The organism is Sphingobium lactosutens DS20 (assembly GCF_000445105.1).
In the GTDB taxonomy this organism is placed as follows: domain Bacteria; phylum Pseudomonadota; class Alphaproteobacteria; order Sphingomonadales; family Sphingomonadaceae; genus Sphingobium; species Sphingobium lactosutens.
This window is the reverse complement of record NZ_ATDP01000101.1, coordinates 239429-257713: the sequence shown is the minus strand read 5'-3', so window position 1 is coordinate 257713 and position 18285 is coordinate 239429. Positions and strand designations below refer to the sequence as shown.

The 18285-nt window shown below is 62.2% G+C and carries 11 protein-coding genes; 3 read left to right on the top strand and 8 right to left on the bottom strand.

Annotated features, from left to right (window positions below):
* Positions 1-95 precede the first annotated feature (95 nt).
* Both RLDS_RS46970 and RLDS_RS46965 read left to right on the top strand, forming a co-directional pair.
* On the top strand, positions 96-1184 hold the full coding sequence (locus RLDS_RS46970; protein ID WP_021227391.1) for a glycosyltransferase family 4 protein: 1089 nt from the start codon (positions 96-98) through the stop codon (positions 1182-1184).
* 10 nt (positions 1185-1194) lie between these two features.
* Positions 1195-3411: an amylo-alpha-1,6-glucosidase gene (locus RLDS_RS46965; protein ID WP_031298693.1), complete on the top strand. Its 2217-nt coding sequence runs from the start codon at positions 1195-1197 to the stop codon at positions 3409-3411.
* Between the two features lie 24 nt (positions 3412-3435).
* On the opposite strand, the gene gloA2 is transcribed toward RLDS_RS46965, so the two are convergent.
* The 6 genes from gloA2 to RLDS_RS46935 form a co-directional block, all read right to left on the bottom strand.
* Positions 3436-3813: an SMU1112c/YaeR family gloxylase I-like metalloprotein gene (gene gloA2, locus RLDS_RS46960; protein ID WP_031298692.1), complete on the bottom strand. Its 378-nt coding sequence runs from the start codon at positions 3811-3813 to the stop codon at positions 3436-3438.
* Positions 3814-3822: 9 nt separating this feature from the next.
* On the bottom strand, positions 3823-5673 hold the full coding sequence (gene ilvD / locus RLDS_RS46955; RefSeq protein ID WP_021227388.1) for a dihydroxy-acid dehydratase: 1851 nt from the start codon (positions 5671-5673) through the stop codon (positions 3823-3825).
* Positions 5674-5875: 202 nt separating this feature from the next.
* Complete coding sequence (locus tag RLDS_RS46950) at positions 5876-7888, bottom strand: glycoside hydrolase family 97 protein (protein WP_236616898.1); 2013 nt, start codon at positions 7886-7888, stop codon at positions 5876-5878.
* A gap of 53 nt (positions 7889-7941) precedes the next feature.
* On the bottom strand, positions 7942-9549 hold the full coding sequence (locus RLDS_RS46945; protein ID WP_021227386.1) for an alpha-glucosidase: 1608 nt from the start codon (positions 9547-9549) through the stop codon (positions 7942-7944).
* A 17-nt stretch (positions 9550-9566) separates the two neighbouring features.
* On the bottom strand, positions 9567-11393 hold the full coding sequence (locus tag RLDS_RS46940) for an alpha-amylase family glycosyl hydrolase (RefSeq protein ID WP_021227385.1): 1827 nt from the start codon (positions 11391-11393) through the stop codon (positions 9567-9569).
* Between the two features lie 71 nt (positions 11394-11464).
* Positions 11465-14173, bottom strand: a complete 2709-nt coding sequence (locus RLDS_RS46935) for a TonB-dependent receptor (protein WP_021227384.1) — start codon at positions 14171-14173, stop codon at positions 11465-11467.
* Between the two features lie 270 nt (positions 14174-14443).
* Here RLDS_RS46935 and RLDS_RS46930 point away from each other — a divergent pair, with 270 nt between their 5' ends.
* Positions 14444-15478 (top strand): LacI family DNA-binding transcriptional regulator, encoded by a 1035-nt coding sequence (locus tag RLDS_RS46930; protein ID WP_031298690.1) that lies wholly within the window; start codon positions 14444-14446, stop codon positions 15476-15478.
* Positions 15479-15508: 30 nt separating this feature from the next.
* Here RLDS_RS46930 and RLDS_RS46925 read toward each other — a convergent pair whose 3' ends face one another.
* Both RLDS_RS46925 and cysN read right to left on the bottom strand, forming a co-directional pair.
* Positions 15509-16252: a 3'(2'),5'-bisphosphate nucleotidase CysQ gene (locus tag RLDS_RS46925; RefSeq protein ID WP_031298689.1), complete on the bottom strand. Its 744-nt coding sequence runs from the start codon at positions 16250-16252 to the stop codon at positions 15509-15511.
* Positions 16253-16275: 23 nt separating this feature from the next.
* The gene (cysN, locus tag RLDS_RS46920) at positions 16276-18189 is read right to left on the bottom strand and encodes a sulfate adenylyltransferase subunit CysN (protein WP_031298688.1); all 1914 of its coding nucleotides are present in this window, start codon (positions 18187-18189) and stop codon (positions 16276-16278) included.
* Positions 18190-18285 lie beyond the last annotated feature (96 nt).

Genomic DNA, 18285 nt, shown 5'->3' with positions numbered 1-18285 from the left:
AACTGCTGGTCGCCCATGCAACTTCCCGATCGGGCAGGATTTTCACCATCGTCAGCGCGTTGGGGGGCGGCGCTTCGTCGTAAGAGGATCATCGCATGAAAATTGCCCAAATCGCGCCTCTGGCCGAAAGCGTTCCCCCCAAACTCTATGGCGGGACGGAACGCATCGTATCCTACCTGACCGAGGAACTGGTGCAGCAGGGGCATGACGTCACCCTTTTCGCCAGCGGCGATTCCGTTACGTCGGCAAAGCTTGTGCCGATCACCAAGATGGCGCTTCGCCTCAATCCGCATGTCAGGGATGCCATTCCGCACCACATGATCTTGTTGGATGAAGTTCGCCGCCGCGCCGACGAATTCGATATCCTGCATTTCCATATCGATGTGCTGCATATGCCGATGGTGCGCGACATGCTGGATCGTGCCGTCACGACACTGCACGGCCGGCTCGACCTGCCGGACCTCGTGCCGCTCTATCGCGCCTTTCCCGACAGTTGCCTCGTGTCGATTTCGGATCATCAGCGTTTGCCGATGCCGCCGGTCAATTGGGGTGGCACCATCTATCATGGCCTGCCCGCCGACCTCCTGCCCGCAAAGACCGAGACGAAGGATGGCTATCTTGCCTTTATCGGACGCATCTCGCCGGAAAAGCGACCTGACCGCGCGATCCGGATCGCGGTCGAAGCCGGCATGCCGCTCAAGATGGCGGCGAAGATCGACGCGGTTGATCGCGCTTATTGGGAGCAGGAAATCGAACCCCTGGTGCGAGCGCATGACAATGTCGAATATATCGGCGAGATCAATGAGCAGCAGAAGGCGGAATTTCTGGGCAATGCCGCCGCCTTGCTGTTTCCCATCGACTGGCCCGAACCATTTGGCCTCGTCATGATCGAGGCGATGGCGTGCGCCACGCCGGTCATCGCGTTCCGCTGCGGATCGGTCCCCGAAGTCATCGATCATGGCGTATCCGGCTTCATCGTCGACAGCGAAGCCGAGGCCGTCGCTGCCGTCCATACGGCGTGTCAGCTTGATCGCGCTGGCGTACGCGCCGTTTTCGACGCACGGTTCACGGCGGCGCGGATGGCGCGGGATTATGTCAGCCTCTATGAGGATATCATCACCGGTCGCGCATCGCCACGTCTGACCTCCCTGGTTGGCGAAGGGCCGGACCTGCTGATTGCCTGAGGGAGCACGCATGACGTCAGTTCAGCCTAACCCCGTCCCGACAGACCTTGATCCGGGGCAGATGCTCTCGCAGGGCCAGACCCAATTCTTCATTCCCGCCACAGCCTCGCTGGCGGAGAGGCGGCCCCGCACGCTCAAACATGGTGAAAGTTTCGCCGTCTTCGATCACAGCGGCGACGCTATTGCTGGGCCGGGCAGTCCGGAAGGCCTCTATTATCGCGACACGAGGCACCTGTCGCATCTCTATCTGACGATCAATGGTCTGCGCCCGATCCTGCTCAGTTCGGCCGTCCGCGACGACAACACGATGCTGACCTGCGACCTCACCAACCCGGACTTTTTCGATGAGGACGGGCGCGTCACGGTGGAGCATGACCTCATCCATTTGCGGCGAACGCGCTTCTTGTGGCAGGGCGCCATTTATGAGCGGGTGACGGTGCGGAATTTCGATGCGGAGGATCGCGATATCCGGATCGATGTGGGCTTTGCGGCGGACTTTGCCGACCTATTTGAAATTCGCGGCATGACCCGCAAGCAAAGAGGCACAGCGCACGCGCCGGACGTTGCGGATGCCCAGGTACGGCTATCCTATGTCGGCTTGGATGAGGTGGAGCGGTTCACGCATATTCAATTCGAACCCGTGCCTGATGAATTGACTTCGGCGAACGCGCGGTTCGACATGACCGTTCCGGCGGGCAAGCGCTGCACCATGTTCATGCGCATCTGTAGCAATGCGGCCGAGTCGTCGCAAAGCCTGCCGTTCGAATATCTCGCCACCTTGCGAGAGGCGATGCAGGGCGCCAAACAGGCGCGGAAGCGCAGCGGAGCCCTGCGTTCATCCAATGCCCTCTTCAACGAAGTTGCCGGCCGCTCCGTTTCCGACATTGCCATGTTGTCGACGGACACGGACTATGGCCCTTATCCCTATGCCGGCATCCCCTGGTTCAGCACGGTTTTCGGCCGCGACGCCATCATAACCGCGCTGCAGATGCTCTGGCTCGATCCGGCGCTGGCGCGCGGCGTGCTGGGTTATCTGGCCGCGCATCAGGCGACAAGTTTCGACCCCGCGGCGGATGCTGAACCCGGCAAGATCCTCCACGAAGTGCGGCGTGGCGAAATGGCCGAACTGGGCGAGGTGCCGTTCCGCCATTATTATGGCAGCATCGATTCCACCCCGCTCTTCGTCATGCTGGCCGGCGCTTATCTGGAGCGCACGGGCGACATGGGCTTCCTGCGCAGCCTGATGCCCCAGATCGAAGCGGCGCTGTCGTGGATCGACGATCATGGTGACAGGGATGGGGACGGCTTCATCGAATATGGGCGGCTGACCGATCAGGGGTTGCAAAATCAGGGCTGGAAAGACAGCCATGATTCCGTCTTCCATGCCGATGGCGCGATCGCGCGCGGACCAATCGCGCTTGCCGAGGTTCAGGCCTATGTCTTTGGCGCGTGGCGGGCGGCGGCCGACCTGTTCGAAGCGACCGGCGACATGGTGCGCGCCACGGGCTATCGCGCCCGCGCCGATGACCTTCGCCATCGGTTTGACGCCGCCTTTTTCGACGCAAAACTCAACACTTATGTGTTGGCGTTGGACGGCGAGAAGCGGCCTTGCCGTGTGCGCGCGTCCAATGCCGGACACGTACTCTATACCGGCCTTGCACTTGATGAGCGCGCCGAAAGCGTCGTTTCGACCCTGATGGCGCCGGCGTCCTTTTCCGGCTGGGGCGTGCGCACGGTCGCGTCCACCGAAGCGCGCTACAATCCGATGAGCTATCACAACGGATCGATCTGGCCGCATGACAATGCCCTGATCGCCGCCGGCTTTTCGCGCTACGGCTTCCGGCGGGAGGCAGCCCGCATTTTCGAAGGACTGTTCAGCGCCGCCACCTATGTCGACCTCATGCGCTTGCCCGAGCTCTTTTGCGGTTTCCCCCGGCGTCGGTCGCAAGGGCCGACCTTCTATCCCGTCGCATGCAGCCCGCAGGCCTGGTCGGCCGCGACGCCCTTGTCGCTGGTCCAATCCTGCCTTGGCCTGGGTTTTGACGTGCAGAAAGAGGAGATTTGCCTGCGCGAACCGATCATGCCAGCCTTTCTTCAGCAATTGACGGTGCGGGGTTTGCAGATTGGTGCGGGTGCGGTCGACATCGGCTTCGATCGCATGGAGGACAAGGTGGTCGTCCGTCCGCTCGGGCGGTCGGGTAGCGCGCGGATCGTTACCATCGCCTGACAGGCGACGGTCCGCCGGTGGCGATCAGCTTTCGTACAGTTCCAGCGGCAATCCGTCTGGATCGCTTAAAAAGGTGAAACGCTGCCCTGTATATTCGTCCACCCGAACGGGTTCGCACCTCACGCCATGGTCGGCCAGGCGCGCGATCTCCGCGTCCAGATCGGCAACGGAAAAGGACAGATGGCGTAGCCCACGCGCCTCCGGCCGGGTTGGTCGCTCAGGCGGGGAGGGGAAGGAGAATAATTCTATCTGCGCGTTCCCGGCGTCGAGGTCGCACTTCCAGCTGTCACGCGCCTCCCGATAGACTTCACGCACAATCGGCAAGCCCAGCACCTCATGATAGAAGGCGCGCGATCGCGCATAATCCGATCCAATGATCGCAATGTGATGGACGCCGCGCAAGGCCACGGGTCAACGCTCGATCTGGCTGACGTCGCGCACGGCGCCCTTTGCCGCGTTGGTGGTCATCGCGGCATAGGCGCGCAGCGCTGGCGACACCTCCCTTTTTCGGCCAAAGGGTTTCCAAGCCTTTGCGCCGCGCGCGTCCATTTCGGTGCGGCGCTCCGCCAATATCGCGTCGTCCAGGTCGACCTTGATCACACGGGCAGGAATGTCGATGACGATGGGATCACCCGTTTGCACCAGCGCGATGAGGCCGCCTTCGGCCGCTTCGGGCGAGACATGGCCGATCGACAGTCCCGACGTGCCACCCGAAAAACGCCCGTCGGTGATGAGCGCGCAGGCCTTGCCCAGGCCTTTCGACTTTAGATAGCTGGTGGGATACAGCATTTCCTGCATGCCGGGGCCGCCCTTTGGGCCTTCATAGCGGATGACGACGACGTCGCCTTCCTTGACTTCATTGCCCAATATACCCGCGACCGCCGCGTCCTGGCTTTCATAAACCCGCGCCGTGCCGTGGAAGACGAGGATGCTTTCGTCCACGCCGGCGGTCTTGACGATGCAGCCTTCGGGCGCGAGGTTTCCGAACAGGACGGCAAGGCCGCCATCCTTAGAAAAGGCATGCTCGGCTGAGCGGATCACGCCCTGTTCGCGGTCGGTGTCCAACTCTTCCCACCGTGCCGACTGGCTGAACGCCACCTGCGTCGGCACGCCGCCGGGCGCGGCGCGATAGAAGTTGCGCACCTCTTCGCTATTGGTGCGGCCAATGTCCCAACGGGCGAGCGCGTCCGCCATCGTGCGGCTGTGCACCGTGGGAAGCGATGCGTCGATCAGCCCGGCGCGCTCCAATTCACCCAAAATCGCCATGATCCCGCCAGCGCGATGGACATCTTCCATATGCACGTCATTCTTGGCGGGCGCGACCTTGCACAGGCATGGCACGCGGCGGGACAGGCGATCAATATCCGCCATGGTGAAGTCCACGCCGCCTTCATAAGCGGCCGCCAGCAGATGCAGCACCGTATTGGACGATCCGCCCATCGCGATGTCCAGGCTCATGGCATTTTCGAACGCGGCATAGCTGGCGATCGAGCGGGGGAGGACGCTGTCGTCGTCCTGCTCATAATAGCGCCGCGTGATGTCGACGATCAGATGCCCGGCTTCGCGGAACAGACGCTCGCGGTCGGCGTGCGTGGCCAGCGTCGATCCGTTGCCGGGCAATGACAGGCCCAGGGCTTCGGTCAGGCAGTTCATCGAATTGGCGGTGAACATGCCCGAACAGCTGCCGCATGTGGGGCAGGCGGAGCGCTCGATGGTCTGCACTTCCTCGTCCGTGTAGCTTTCATCGGCCGCGACGACCATGGCATCGACCAGATCCAGCGCAACCTTCTTGCCGCGCACGACCGTCTTGCCGGCTTCCATTGGCCCGCCCGACACGAAGACGACGGGGATGTTGAGTCGCATCGCCGCCATCAGCATGCCCGGCGTGATCTTGTCGCAATTGGAAATGCACACGATCGCGTCGGCACAGTGGGCATTGACCATATATTCGACGCTGTCGGCGATCAGGTCGCGGCTTGGCAGCGAATAGAGCATGCCGCCATGACCCATCGCGATGCCGTCATCCACCGCGATCGTGTTGAACTCCTTGGCGACGCCGCCAGCGGCCTCGATCTCGCGCGCGACCAATTGGCCCAGGTCTTTCAGATGCACATGGCCCGGCACGAACTGGGTAAAACTATTGGCAATGGCGATGATCGGCTTGCCGAAATCCTCGTCCTTCATGCCCGTCGCGCGCCAGAGGCCACGCGCGCCCGCCATATTGCGGCCATGGGTGGTGGTGCGGGAACGATAGGCAGGCATGACTCAGGGTCCTTTAGCGGGGAGAGGCGGCTCCTCTACCGGCTGGGCCATCATATTGAAACAAATTATTCCTTTTTACTGGCGCAGGCGTCATTTTCTTGCCGATAGCGGTGCCTGCAAAATGGGGGGTAAAGGGCGCCGCCGGGCCAGCGTGCAGTCCAGCCCGGCGGCGGGGGAACCAGCCTTCAAGGCCGGAAGCCGATTATCTTTGCGGGGTCAGGCGGATCGCTGCGCCGCCGCCGGGAGCCAGCCACAGGTCATAGCGGTCGCCCTTGCGGATGGTCCTCGTTTCATAGGCGATGCGATGGCGCGCATCCGTCAGATAGGTCGCGCCGTCTCCGTCCTTGTAAATGGTTGCGGTATAGGCTCTGCCGGGTTCGAGTTGATCGAAGGTCAGAGCCACGGTTCGCGCGGTCGCGTCGTTGACGCCGCCGACATACCAGTCGTCACTATTGCGGTCCTTGCGCGCGAAGATCGCATAATCGCCGACTTCACCTGCGACCAGATGGCTTTCCGACCAGTCCGCCGGCACCTGGCGGATGAAAGCCAGTTCCTTGGGATATTTCGCCAATGTCTCGATGAAATCGGCCGCCATCTGGATCGGCGAATACAGGGCGAGATACAGGCCCAATTGCTTGGCCAAAGTGGAGGCGAGCGGCGCCTTTTGCGCGCCCTCCAGGCTCAAAACGCCCGGCGTGAAGTCCATCGGCCCCGACAGCATCCGGGTATAGACGAGGGTCGGTTCATGATCCGGCCCGTTGGCGAAAGCGCCCCAGGCATTATATTCCATACCGCGCGCACCTTCGCGTCCGACCCAATTGGGATAGGTGCGACGCAGGCCCGTATCCTTGATGGGTTCATGCGCATTGACCGCGACATGATTGCGCGCGGCGGTTTCGACGACTTTCAGGTGATGCTGGGCCATACGCTGGCCGTCATGCCATTCCATGCGCGTTTCACCCGGCGCATCACCCGGCGCAATGATACCGCCTGCGTCGGCCACATAGCCGGTCTTGACGACATCGACGCCCAACCGTCCATATAGCGCCATCGCCTCATCCAGCTGCGCCTCATAATTGGCGATGTTGCCGCCGGTTTCATGATGCCCGATCAACCGGACGCCTTTCTGCCTGGCATAGACGGCGAGGGCAGGGAGGTCGAAATCGGGCGTCGCCTGCGTATAGCTGAAATCATCGCCATGGCCGAACCAGTCGCCATTCCAGCCCTTGTCCCACCCTTCGACCAGCACGCCGCGAAAGCCGTTCTTCGCGGCAAAATCGATATATTGCTTGGTCCGTTCGGTGGTGGCGCCGTGCTTGGGGCCTTCTGCCCAGGACCAGTCGCCCCTTATCATCCCCCACCAAATGCCGATATATTTGGCCGGGGTGAACCAGCTGACATCGCCCAGCTTGTTGGGTTCGTTGAGGTTGAGCTCCAGGTCATTTTCGACCAGCCCCGCCGCATCGTCGGCAATGCGGATGGTGCGCCACGGCGTGTTGAAGGGCAGGTTGCGGGTCACGCGCGCCGCTTGCGATGACGGGGCAAGCGTGGTGCGGAATTTGCGGCCGTCCGCGCGCTTGAGCCAATAGCCCGCATAATCGACCAGCGCTGCCTCGTGAAAACTCAGATGCGTGCCGTCGGTCAGTCGCATGGTGATCGGCGTATGCGCAGTGGAAACCGCATCGATCGGGGTCTTCTGATACACCTGTTCGTAGCGGTTCCATTCGCCGCCGGGTATCCACCAAGCCGTGCCTTCCGGCGCAATGTCGAACTCGGTCGTCTCGTCGGCGATGCGCATCGTCTTGAGGCCGGGCTGCTTGGGCAATTCATAGCGAAAGCCCACGCCGTCATCGAACAAGCGGAAGCGCACATTCATCAGCCGCGCGCCCTGCACGTCGGACTGCTTGAAGCGGACCAGCAGTTCATTGTGATTGTCGGTGACGAACCGACGCTCGCCCCAGGGTTGCTCCCAGCGATCCTTGCCGCTGCCTTTTTCAGACCCTGCAATGGCAAAGCCGCGCACCATGTTGAGCCCGTCGGTCAGGATGAAACCCAGTTTCGACGGCGCGATCAGCAGCTTGCCCTTACGCGAAAGCGACCAGACGGGCCTGCTGTCATTGTCGGTCGAAACGGTGAGCGCGATGCTGCCATCGGGTGATGTCGCAGTCACTGAAGGCCGGCTGTCCTGCGCCGATACCGGAAATGCCACGGCCATTGGCAGGGCGAGCGCGCAGGCGCGCAAAGTCATGGTCAACATGGGGCTCATTTTCATTCCTCGATCAGCAAGGCACCATAAGCAGGCAGGATGCCGGGCGCGGCGTCGTTGATGGTGCACAGTAGATGATTGGAAGCGGCGATCTGATCTGGCCACGGCACCGGCTGATTTGACAGGTTGAACAGACACAGGGTGGACTGTCCATCCGCTGTCCGGCGAAACGCCAACGTGCGATCATCGGCGATCAGGATGTCGAGCGCACCATGATGCAGCGCCGGATTGGCCCTGCGCAACGCCAGCAAATGGCGGGTGAGGTTCATCAGCGACGCTGGATCGGCGTCCTGCGCATCGACGGCCAGCGCCAGATGATCGTCGCCATGGGGGAGCCAGGGTACACCGTTGGAAAAGCCCGCTTGTGCCGCACTTGCGCTCCAGGGGATCGGCGTGCGCGCGCCGTCGCGCGACAGGGTCAGCGGCCAGTTGGCGATCGCTTCGGGGTCCTGTAGCCGCTCGAATGGAATATCGACCTGGGTCAGGCCCAGCTCCTCGCCCTGATACAGGATGGCATTGCCCCGCAACGCGATCAGCAGCGCCATCTTCAACCGGGAGAAGGCGGCGCGATCCTCCGGCGCGCACCAGCGCGACAGGGCGCGGGGCGCATCATGATTTTCAAAAGCCCAACTTGGCCAGCCGGTGCCGGGCTCATCAGGCCAGCGCTCGATCGTGTCCTTGACCAAAGCGGGCGTCAACCTGGCGGCATAGAGGAAGTTGAAGCCATAGGCGCTGTTCAGGCGCTTGTCCCCGGCGGTGTAGGCCTTCATCTCCTTTTCCGCGAGATCGCCGCCCACTTCCGCCATGGTGAAGACCGCCCCATAATCGTCGCACAGGGCCCGGATGCGCTCGACAAAGCCGACGACGTCGGGATGCGACTGGTTATAGCGCCGGATCTGGAAATCAAATGGCCGGGTGCGCGGCTTGCCATCGTCGGGCGCCGGCGGATTGTCGCGCAATTGCGGATCGTGCATCGAATGGTTGAGCGCGTCGAGACGGAAACCGTTGACGCCCCGGTCCAGCCAGAATCGCATGGCGTCCAGCAGCGCATCCTGCACCGCGCGATTATGCACGTTGAGCTGCGGCTGGCTGGAAAGGAACTGGTGCATATAATATTGGCCGCGCCGCGCGTCCCATGTCCATGCCGGCCCGCCAAAGACGGACTGCCAGTTATTGGGCGGCGTGCCGTCGGTTTTGGGATCCGCCCAGACATACCAGTCTGCCTTGTCGCCCGATTGGCCGGCGCGGCTCTCGACGAACCAGTCATGCAGGTCGGACGTATGCGCATAGACCTGATCGATCGTGACTTTGAGGCCGAGCTCATGCGCCCGGGCCACCAGCGCATCGAAATCGGCCAGCGTGCCGAAGATCGGGTCGACCCCGCAATAATCGGCAATATCATATCCAAAGTCGCGCATGGGTGACGTGAAGAAGGGCGAAATCCAGATAGCGTCCACGCCCAGGCGGGCGACATGCTCCAGCCGCTGGGTGATGCCGGCCAAATCGCCGATACCGTCGCCATTGCTGTCCTGAAAACTGCGCGGATAAATCTGGTAGATGACTGCGCCTTTCCACCAGGGCAGGTCGGTCGCACGCGGATCAGGGGTCATGGCATATTCCAAAGAATTCAGGGTTGGGCGGCGCAGACGGCATAGCCAAAGGCAGGCAGGCGCAACGACAGGCTGCCCGGCGCAGTAGCCGTGGCCGGGCATTCGCCCGACAGGCTGGAGAAAGTCCGGCTTTCCGGATCGATGGCAACCTGTGTCGCTACAGGCGCATCGCTGGTGTTGAAGGCGACCAGGACCTCGCGACCATTATCGGGGTCGAACCGCGACACGGCGAAGAGGCCTGGCTTGTCCGAACTGGCGCGCACCATGGTCACGCCCCGCGACAGCGCCGGGGTCGCCACCCGCAGACGGGCAAGGCGCGCAATTTCGACATAGAGTGGATGATCGGTCGTAAAATTGTCGGCCGCCGTGGTGGCGCTCGTTCCGACCAGCCGGTCCTGATTATATTCGGCAACCTTTGAAGGGAACATATCCTGCCGTGCCTGCTGGTCATTGCCGGTGCCGGCAAAGCCCTGCTCGTCGCCATAATAGATGGTCGGCACGCCGCGCAGCGTCAGCAGCATCGCGTGGCCCAGCGTCATACGGGCCAGCTCCTCCTGCGGCGACATGGCCGGTTTGGCCTCTCGCAGGAAAAAGGCGAAGCGACCGGCATCATGATTGCCTAGGAATGTCGGCAATTGCAGCGCGGCAGCCTTGCCGCCTTCATACAGCGCATCGTCGTCGCTGAGGCGCGCAAGCAGATCGGTGCCGCTCTTGCCGCTTGCCGCATCGACCGCCGCGCGCATGAACGCGAAATCCAGAACGGCCGGGAAAGCGGCATTGCGGGTCCAGCTCGCCAGCAATGCAGGGTCGTAATCGCCGGTCGCGACTTCGCCGAAGATGTGGAAATTTGGAATGCCCTTGGCGGCGGCATGCGAACGGATGGCAGGAATGAAAGCGCGCCAGAATTCGGGGTTCACATGCTTGGCCGTGTCGATGCGATAGCCATCGATCCCGAACCGGTCGATCCAGCCTTTGTAAATGTCGATGAAGCCGGCAACGACGCGGGGATTTTCAGTGGCAAGATCATCAAGGCCGACGAAATCGCCATATTGCGCGCTCTCGCCGCGCCAGTCGGTGTCACCGCGATTGTGATAATAGATCGGGTCGTTGAGCCAGGCGGGCACTTTGACCGTCTTCTCACCCTTGGCAATAACGGGCGTATAGGCAAAGGACGGGTCCTCAAGCTTTGCCCAATTCGCGGCGCTGGCGTCCTGATCGCCGGCAAATCCCCTATTGATTGCCGGGCCGGTCACGCCGCCTTTGCGCGAGAAGGGATAGTCAGCCTTGCTGCGATATAGCGGCGTGCTGCCGGCGCTCTCCCGATAGTGGATGACATCGGCCGTATGATTGGCGATGATGTCCATATAGACTTTCATGCCGCGCGCATGCGCCGCCTCGACCAGCGCCTTGAAATCGGCGTCGGTGCCAAAATGCGGGTCGACCCGCGTGAAGTCCGTCACCCAATAGCCGTGATAGCCGGCGCTCTCCTCGCCCGGTCCGCCCTGAACGGGCTTGTTCTTGAAAATCGGCGCCAGCCAGATGGCGGTCGCGCCCAGTCCCTGAATATAGTCGAGCCGGGCGGTCAGGCCTTTAAGGTCCCCGCCATGATAGAAAGCGCGGGATGTCGGATCATAGCCAGTCTGGAGCGGGCCGCCGCGCAGCCCGCCCTTGTCATTACTCTGATCCCCATTGGCGAACCGGTCGGGCAGGACGAAATAGACGATTTCCTGCTCGGGCGTGCGCGCTCTTAATTCGGTAAGCGTGTCCGCGCTGGCCGCCCCGCAGCCCATGGCCGCGATCATCGCGGCGGCTGTCATGTGAAGGGCCGTGGCCGGTCGTCCCATCGGGAAATCTCCCTGCTCCAAAAAGGCGCCAAGCGGCCCGGCGGCACGAACCGCCGGGCCAAGTCTACACATCAGAAGCGGTAGTTGAAGCCCGCCATGTAGCGCGCGCCATAGCTTTGATAGTTGCGGATCTGGATCGATGCGCCGGTATCGACCGACACAAAGGGTTCGTCGGTCAGATTCTGGCCCTGGAGGAAGAAGGACAGACCTTCCAGCGCGCTGCCCTTCTGGAATTCATAGCCGATCTGCGCGTCGACGATGGTTTCACTGAGCGCCCGGCGCAATTCCCGTTCACCGCCAAAGCCGACGAACTGGCCGACGAAGGAGGAGCGGTAACGCACCGATCCACGGGCCGAGAAGCCCCATTTTTCGAAGAACAGCGTTCCGTTGGCGACCCAGCGCGAATAATCGGGCAGGTCTTCGGCCGACGCCCCGACGCCCGGCCGGATGCTGGTCTTGGTGTAGCCTGCGCCTCCGGTCAGACCGAAGCCTTCCAACGCCGGCGTAATGACCTCGAACGGCACCGTGCCTGCCACCTCAAAGCCGTAGAGCTTGCCGCCCGACCCATTGACCGGGCGCGTGATCGTACCTTGCAGATCGGTGACGCCCGGCGGCAGGATGACCGGCAGGCCGGTATAGTCGAACGGCACCGTCTCGCGGTAGACGTAGCTTTGCAGCTTTTTGTAGAATAGCTGAAGGCCCACATAGCCCTTGGTGCCGAAATATTTTTCGAAATTCATGTCCGCCGCCCAGGCGCGATAGGGCCGCAGCGTGGGCGTGCCGCCGGTACCGGTTATCACGCCGCTATTGGTGTTATAGCCGTAGTCCAGGCTGACTTTCATGTCTTCAAAGCGAGGGCGCTGGATTTCGCGCGCGCCCGACAGGCGGATGACGAAGTCGCTGGGGAAGCGCAGCGACAGGTTGGCGCTGGGCAGCACGTCCCAATAGGTCGCGCCTCGCGTCGTCGGCACCAGATCGGCCGCCGCCAGATTCTGGAACCCGCGCGACTTTTGTTCGGTATTCTGGGCGAGCACGCCGACATTGCCGGTCAGTTCGGCCGATCCCACATCGGCCCGAATGTCGGCCATCAGATAGGCAGACATAACCCGCTCCGTCACCGAATAGGCCTTGGCCGGGACGTCCTTGCTGGGGTTGGTCGTCAGTACATAGACGCCATCCTCCAGCAACTTGAAGGGATCATAGGACAGGATCGGCCCAACGCCGATGAAGCTCAGGTCCGTGCCGTCCATGCGATATTGTTCGGGCAGCACGAGCGACGTCGCGCCATTGGCCAGGTTCAGGAAATATTCCTCCGGCGTCTTGGACTTGGTGCGATCGGTGTAGCCCAGCCCCGCCGTGATCTTCGACAGGAAGCTGCTTTCTATCTCCTTGCCGAATTCGATCTGATAGCTTTTCAGCTCATCGTCGATGATCCGGTCGTTATAATAGCCTTCCTGATGGCCCAGCGGCGCGCCCGCGCCCCAGCCCAGCGGGTCGGTCAATACCATCAGATTGAGTTCGCTATAATCCAGCTGGCTGCTGGTAAAGCGCGTGCCCGTCTTCGTGCTGACGAAGTCCAGCGTGTCGGTCGCGCCGACGCCGGGTCCATAGCCCGTGCCCGCGTTCGTCTCCAGCGACAATTCGCTGCGGTCGGTGCGCGAATAGCCAAAGTCGAAACTGGCCGACCAGCCATCATCGCCGGTATATTTGGCGTTGAAACCGCCGGAGAAAATCTTCGACGTGCGCTCATAGCCATGATTGTTCACCACGGCCTCGACATTGGTGAAGGTGCCCTTGTTAATGAAATTGCCATCGCTCGTCGTGCTGCCGGGAACCAGCGACGCGCTCGACCAGTAGAGCGGGAATTCGACGCCGCGCTTGATCTGCTTGTCCTTGAAATCGCCGTAGAAGCCGTCGAAGGTCAGCATCAGCGTATCGGTCGCCTGCATCTGCACGCTGCCCTGAATACCCAGGCGCTTGAGCTGGGTCGACACGCCGAACGGCTTGATGCCGCCAATAACCTTCTGCCCATCGGGCGTGTCGGCATAGCCCCAGGCTTCAAACTCCTTCGACTGATAGGGTTCGTCGCTATAGGCGACCGAAAGGGCGACGCCGATCCGGTCGCCGGCAAACTGGTCGACATAGGTGCCGGTCAGGCGATAGCCCATGTCGTTGCTGTCGGCGTTGACCTTGCCCAGGTCTGCATAGACACCACGGGCGCCGACGGCGATCAGCTGCTTGCCATAATCGAGCGGACGGATGGTGCGAATGTCGACGGTGCCGACCAGACCCTGATGGATCAGATTGGCCTGCGGCGTCTTGTAGACGTCGACGCGGCTGACGACTTCGGCGGGATATTGATCGAACTCGACATTACGCTGTTCGCCGGTCGAGGTTTGCGGCCGTCCGTTCAGCGTCGTGGAGGACAGGTCGGCGCTGGCGCCGCGGATCGCGATCGAATTGGCGCGGCCGAACAGGCGCTGCGATGTAAGGCCGGGCAGGCGGGCGATGGATTCGCCGATCGACGCGTCGGGCAGCTTGCCAATATCTTCGGCCGACACGGATTCGACGATGGTCTGCGCATTCTTCTTGACATTGACGGCGTTCTCGAGCGCGGCGCGGAAACCGGTGACGACGATGGTGCTGGCGGGGTCATCCTGCGGCGCGCTGTCGGCCTGCGGGGCTGTATCCTGCGCCATGGCCGGAACGGCCGTCGCAGCGACGATGATCGCCAGCATGGAAGCGCCCAGCCACTGGGCGCGCTCTGTTTGATTAGCCATTATCCTCTCCCCTTGTCACCGGCGGCTCTTGTCCCGGCTGGTGCAAACCCGTTGCGAATGCAGCGTGGCGATGCGCCGCCACCTCTATGCGCTGGCCGCTTCCTTACGCCGGCTTTCGGCAGGGTCGCCAGATGGCATACGTATACGCATAAGATACGGTCATGGCGGGAGGCGAGGGACTGTGGCCATCGCGCAACGCTGCGCAATTGCCTAATGTCCATGACGGTTCTAACCTTGGGCCGCGCCCTTCTGTCGGGGCGGGAGGCGAATGTGGGACGTCAGCCAAGCAGCAAGCCGACAAGCTTCGACATCGCCTATCTTGCGGGCGTGTCGCAACCGACCGTCAGCCGTGCGCTGCGCGGCTCGCGCTCCGTCAGCCTTGCGACACGCCAGCGGATCGAGGCGATCGCCCGCGAACTCAACTATTCCGTCGACAAGAACGCGTCATCGCTGCGATCGCAGCGTTCGAATACGATCGCACTGCTGTTTTTCGAGGACCCGACCCCGGACGAATCCAACATCAACCCCTTCTTCCTTTCTATGCTGGGGTCCATCACCCGCCAATGCGCCGCCCGCGGTCTTGACCTGCTCATCTCTTTCCAGAAAATGGAGGATGACTGGCACGTCCGCTATCAGGATAGCCACCGCGCCGATGGCCTTATCCTGCTCGGTTATGGGGATTATACGCTCTACAAGCAGCGGCTGGAGCAACTTGTCGGCCATGGCACGCATTTCGTGCGCTGGGGTTCGGTCAGCGACGATAATATCGGCGCGACGGTCGGGTCGGACAATGTCGGCGCCGGTCGTCTGGCGGGCGAGCATCTATTTGCATTGGGCCGGCGGCACATTGCCTTTCTTGGTCATGCCGACGAACATTATCCCGAATTTGCCGATCGCTATCGTGGCCTTTGCGCAGCTGCGGAAGCGCGCGGCATCGTGCCCGATCCACAATTGCAAGTGGACGCGCTGACCGCTGAGGACGCCGGCTACGCCGCCGCACGGACGCTGATTGCCCGACGAACGCCCTTTGACGCCATTTTCGCGGCGAGCGATCTGATCGCGATCGGGGCGATGCGCGCGCTGGGGGAGGCCGGGCTGTCGATCCCGCAGGACGTTGCCATTGTCGGTTTCGATGACATTCCAGCCGCAAACCTTACCAGCCCGCCGCTGACCACCATCATGCAGGATATGAAGGGGGCGGGGGCGCTGCTGGTCGACACCATATTGGCGCAGGTGGAGGATCGGCCGTTGCCGCCTACGGTTTTGCCAACCCGCCTGGTCACCCGCCGCAGCAGCGGCGGGTGACGTCGGCTGGGGGCCATTTGGCAGAGGCCCTCAGCCTTTCGACAGTGCCGCGACTAGGCCCAGAACCCGATCCGCATGCTCTTTGCGACAGATGAGCAGATCGGGCAGATAGACGTCGCGCTGGTTGTAGAGGAGGGGGCTGCCGTCGATTCGGCTGGCGTGCAGCCCATGGGCGATGGCGACGGCGGCAGGAGCCATGCTGTCCCATTCATATTGCCCGCCGCCATGCAGGTAAATGTCGGCCTGGCCCAGGATCACGGCCATGGCCTTCGCGCCGGCGCTTCCCATCGGCACCAGTTCGGCGTCCAGCGCATCGGCGACCGCCACGGCTTCGGCGGCCGGGCGAGTGCGGCTGACGACCATGCGCAGCTTTTGGGGGGCAGGGGGCACAGCGACCGTTTGGTCGGATCGCAGGATCGTGCCCCCATCTAGTCCCGGTAGCGCCACTGCGCCCAGTGTCGGCGCGCCGTCGACGGCCATGCCGACATGCACCGCCCAGTCGGACCGCGCCTCGCCATATTCGCGCGTTCCATCGACCGGATCGACGATCCACACGCGGCTCTTGTCCAGCCGCGCGGCATTGTCCTTTTCCTCTTCGGACAGCAGGCCGTCATCGGGCCGGACTTCGCGCAAAGCGTGGCACAGAAACTGGTTGGCGGTCTGATCGCCCGCCTTGCCTAGCGCCTTGGGGCTGAACAGGCCGGACGATCGAACCTCCACCAATATACGCCCGGCGATCTCCGCCAGATGCGCGGCCAGATCGCCATCGCTCATGGTCCTGGGATCAAAGATCTCGCTCACGGGATCAGCCTAGCAACGATCGCATCGGCGGCCTCATCGGCAGTCATGGCGGTGGTGTCGATCCGCATTTCCGGATCGTGCGGTGGCTCATAGGGGCTGTCGATACCGGTGAAATTCTTCAGCTCGCCCGCGCGCGCTTTCTTGTACAGTCCTTTGACGTCGCGCGCCTCGGCCTCGGCCAGCGGCGTGTCGATATGCACCTCGAAAAACTCGCCCGGCTGCATCATCTGCCGCACCATGTCGCGTTCCGACCGGAAGGGCGAGATGAAGGCGGTGATAACGATCAGGCCCGCATCCGTCATCAGCTTGGCGACCTCACCGACGCGGCGGATATTTTCCACCCGGTCGGCATCGGTAAAGCCCAAATCCTTGTTCAGCCCATGACGGACATTATCGCCATCCAGCAGGAAGGTATGGCGGTTCATCCGGGCCAGCTTCTTCTCCACCAGATTGGCAATGGTCGACTTGCCCGCACCCGACAGGCCGGTGAACCACAGCACGGCAGGGCGCTGGTTCTTCAGGCGCGCATGGAAATCGCGGCTGACATCGGTCGCCTGCCAATGCACATTCTGCGCGCGGCGCAGGCTGAAATGCAGCATGCCGGCGGCAACTGTCGCATTGCTGATCTTGTCGATGAGGATGAATCCGCCCAGCGTCCGGTTATCGGCATAGGGTTCGAACACGATTTGCTTGTCGGTCGACAGGTTGGCGACGCCGATGGCGTTCAAATCCAACGTCTTGGCCGCCAGATGCTCCATCGTATTGACGTTGACCTGATATTTGGGCTGCTGGATCGTCGCCGTCACGGTCTGCGTGCCGATCTTGAGCCAATAAGCCCGGCCGGGCAGCATTTCTTCGTCCGCCATCCATACGATCGTCGCTTCAAACTGATCGGCCGCCTGGGGCGGGCTGTCGGCCAACGCGATCACATCGCCGCGCGAACAGTCGATTTCGTCGGCAAAACAGAGCGTGACCGACTGTCCGGCCACTGCCTGATCCAGATCGCCGTTCAGCGTCACGATCCGGGTGACGCTGCTGGTCTTGCCTGACGGCAACACCCGCACGCTGTCGCCCGGCCGCACGCTGCCCGTTGCGATCAGGCCGGAAAAGCCGCGAAAGTCGAGATTGGGGCGATTGACCCACTGCACCGGCATGCGGAACGGCTTGTCCGCGTCCGTCGCGCTATTGACCTCGACCGTTTCAAGATGCTCGATCAGGCTTGGTCCCTGATACCAGGGCGTATTGGCCGACAGCGTCGTGATATTGTCGCCCTTGAACCCGGAAATCGGCATGGCGGTGAATGCGGTGATGCCGATGGACTTGGCGAACGCGGTATAGTCTTCGACGATGGCGTCGAACGTCGCTTGGTCATAACCGACTAGATCCATCTTGTTGACCGCCAGAACGATGTTCTGGATGCCGATCAAATGCGCCAGATAGCTGTGCCGGCGCGTCTGGGTCAGTACGCCCTTGCGCGCGTCGATCAGGATCACCGCCAGGTCGGCCGTCGATGCGCCAGTCACCATGTTGCGGGTATATTGTTCGTGCCCAGGGGTGTCGGCGACGATGAACTTGCGCTTTTCCGTTGCAAAGAAGCGATAGGCGACGTCTATCGTGATGCCCTGTTCGCGTTCCGCGGCCAGACCATCGACCAGTAGCGCGAAGTCGATCTCATGCCCCTGCGTGCCGACCTTGCGCGAATCCGATTGCAGCGCTTCCAGCTGATCCTCGAAGATCATCTTACTGTCATAAAGCAGCCGTCCGATCAGGGTCGACTTGCCGTCATCCACGGACCCGCAGGTGATGAAGCGGAGCATCGTCTTATGCTCATGGACCTTGAGATATTGGTCGATGTCCTGCGCGATCAGCGCGTCGGTTTTGTAAATGGGGTCTGCAACGGTGTCGGTCATGTCGTCTGTCCCGTCATTCTGTTCCGTCGTGCCGTCGTTCGCCGGCATTCAAGATATTTGGGGAAGGTCTGCGCTAAGGCGCTGAAGCTGTGGCGT

Excerpts from the sequence above, each read along its gene's own strand:
- RLDS_RS46970 (WP_021227391.1), top strand. The coding sequence starts at position 96 with ATGAAAATTGCCCAAATCGCGCCTCTGGCCGAAAGCGTTCCCCCCAAA.
- RLDS_RS46965 (WP_031298693.1), top strand. The coding sequence starts at position 1,195 with ATGACGTCAGTTCAGCCTAACCCCGTCCCGACAGACCTTGATCCGGGG.
- ilvD (WP_021227388.1), bottom strand. The coding sequence starts at position 5,673 with ATGCCTGCCTATCGTTCCCGCACCACCACCCATGGCCGCAATATGGCG.
- RLDS_RS46950 (WP_236616898.1), bottom strand. The coding sequence starts at position 7,888 with ATGGCCGTGGCATTTCCGGTATCGGCGCAGGACAGCCGGCCTTCAGTG.
- RLDS_RS46945 (WP_021227386.1), bottom strand. The coding sequence starts at position 9,549 with ATGACCCCTGATCCGCGTGCGACCGACCTGCCCTGGTGGAAAGGCGCA.
- RLDS_RS46940 (WP_021227385.1), bottom strand. The coding sequence starts at position 11,393 with ATGGGACGACCGGCCACGGCCCTTCACATGACAGCCGCCGCGATGATC.
- RLDS_RS46935 (WP_021227384.1), bottom strand. The coding sequence starts at position 14,173 with ATGGCTAATCAAACAGAGCGCGCCCAGTGGCTGGGCGCTTCCATGCTG.
- RLDS_RS46925 (WP_031298689.1), bottom strand. The coding sequence starts at position 16,252 with ATGAGCGATGGCGATCTGGCCGCGCATCTGGCGGAGATCGCCGGGCGT.
- cysN (WP_031298688.1), bottom strand. The coding sequence starts at position 18,189 with ATGACCGACACCGTTGCAGACCCCATTTACAAAACCGACGCGCTGATC.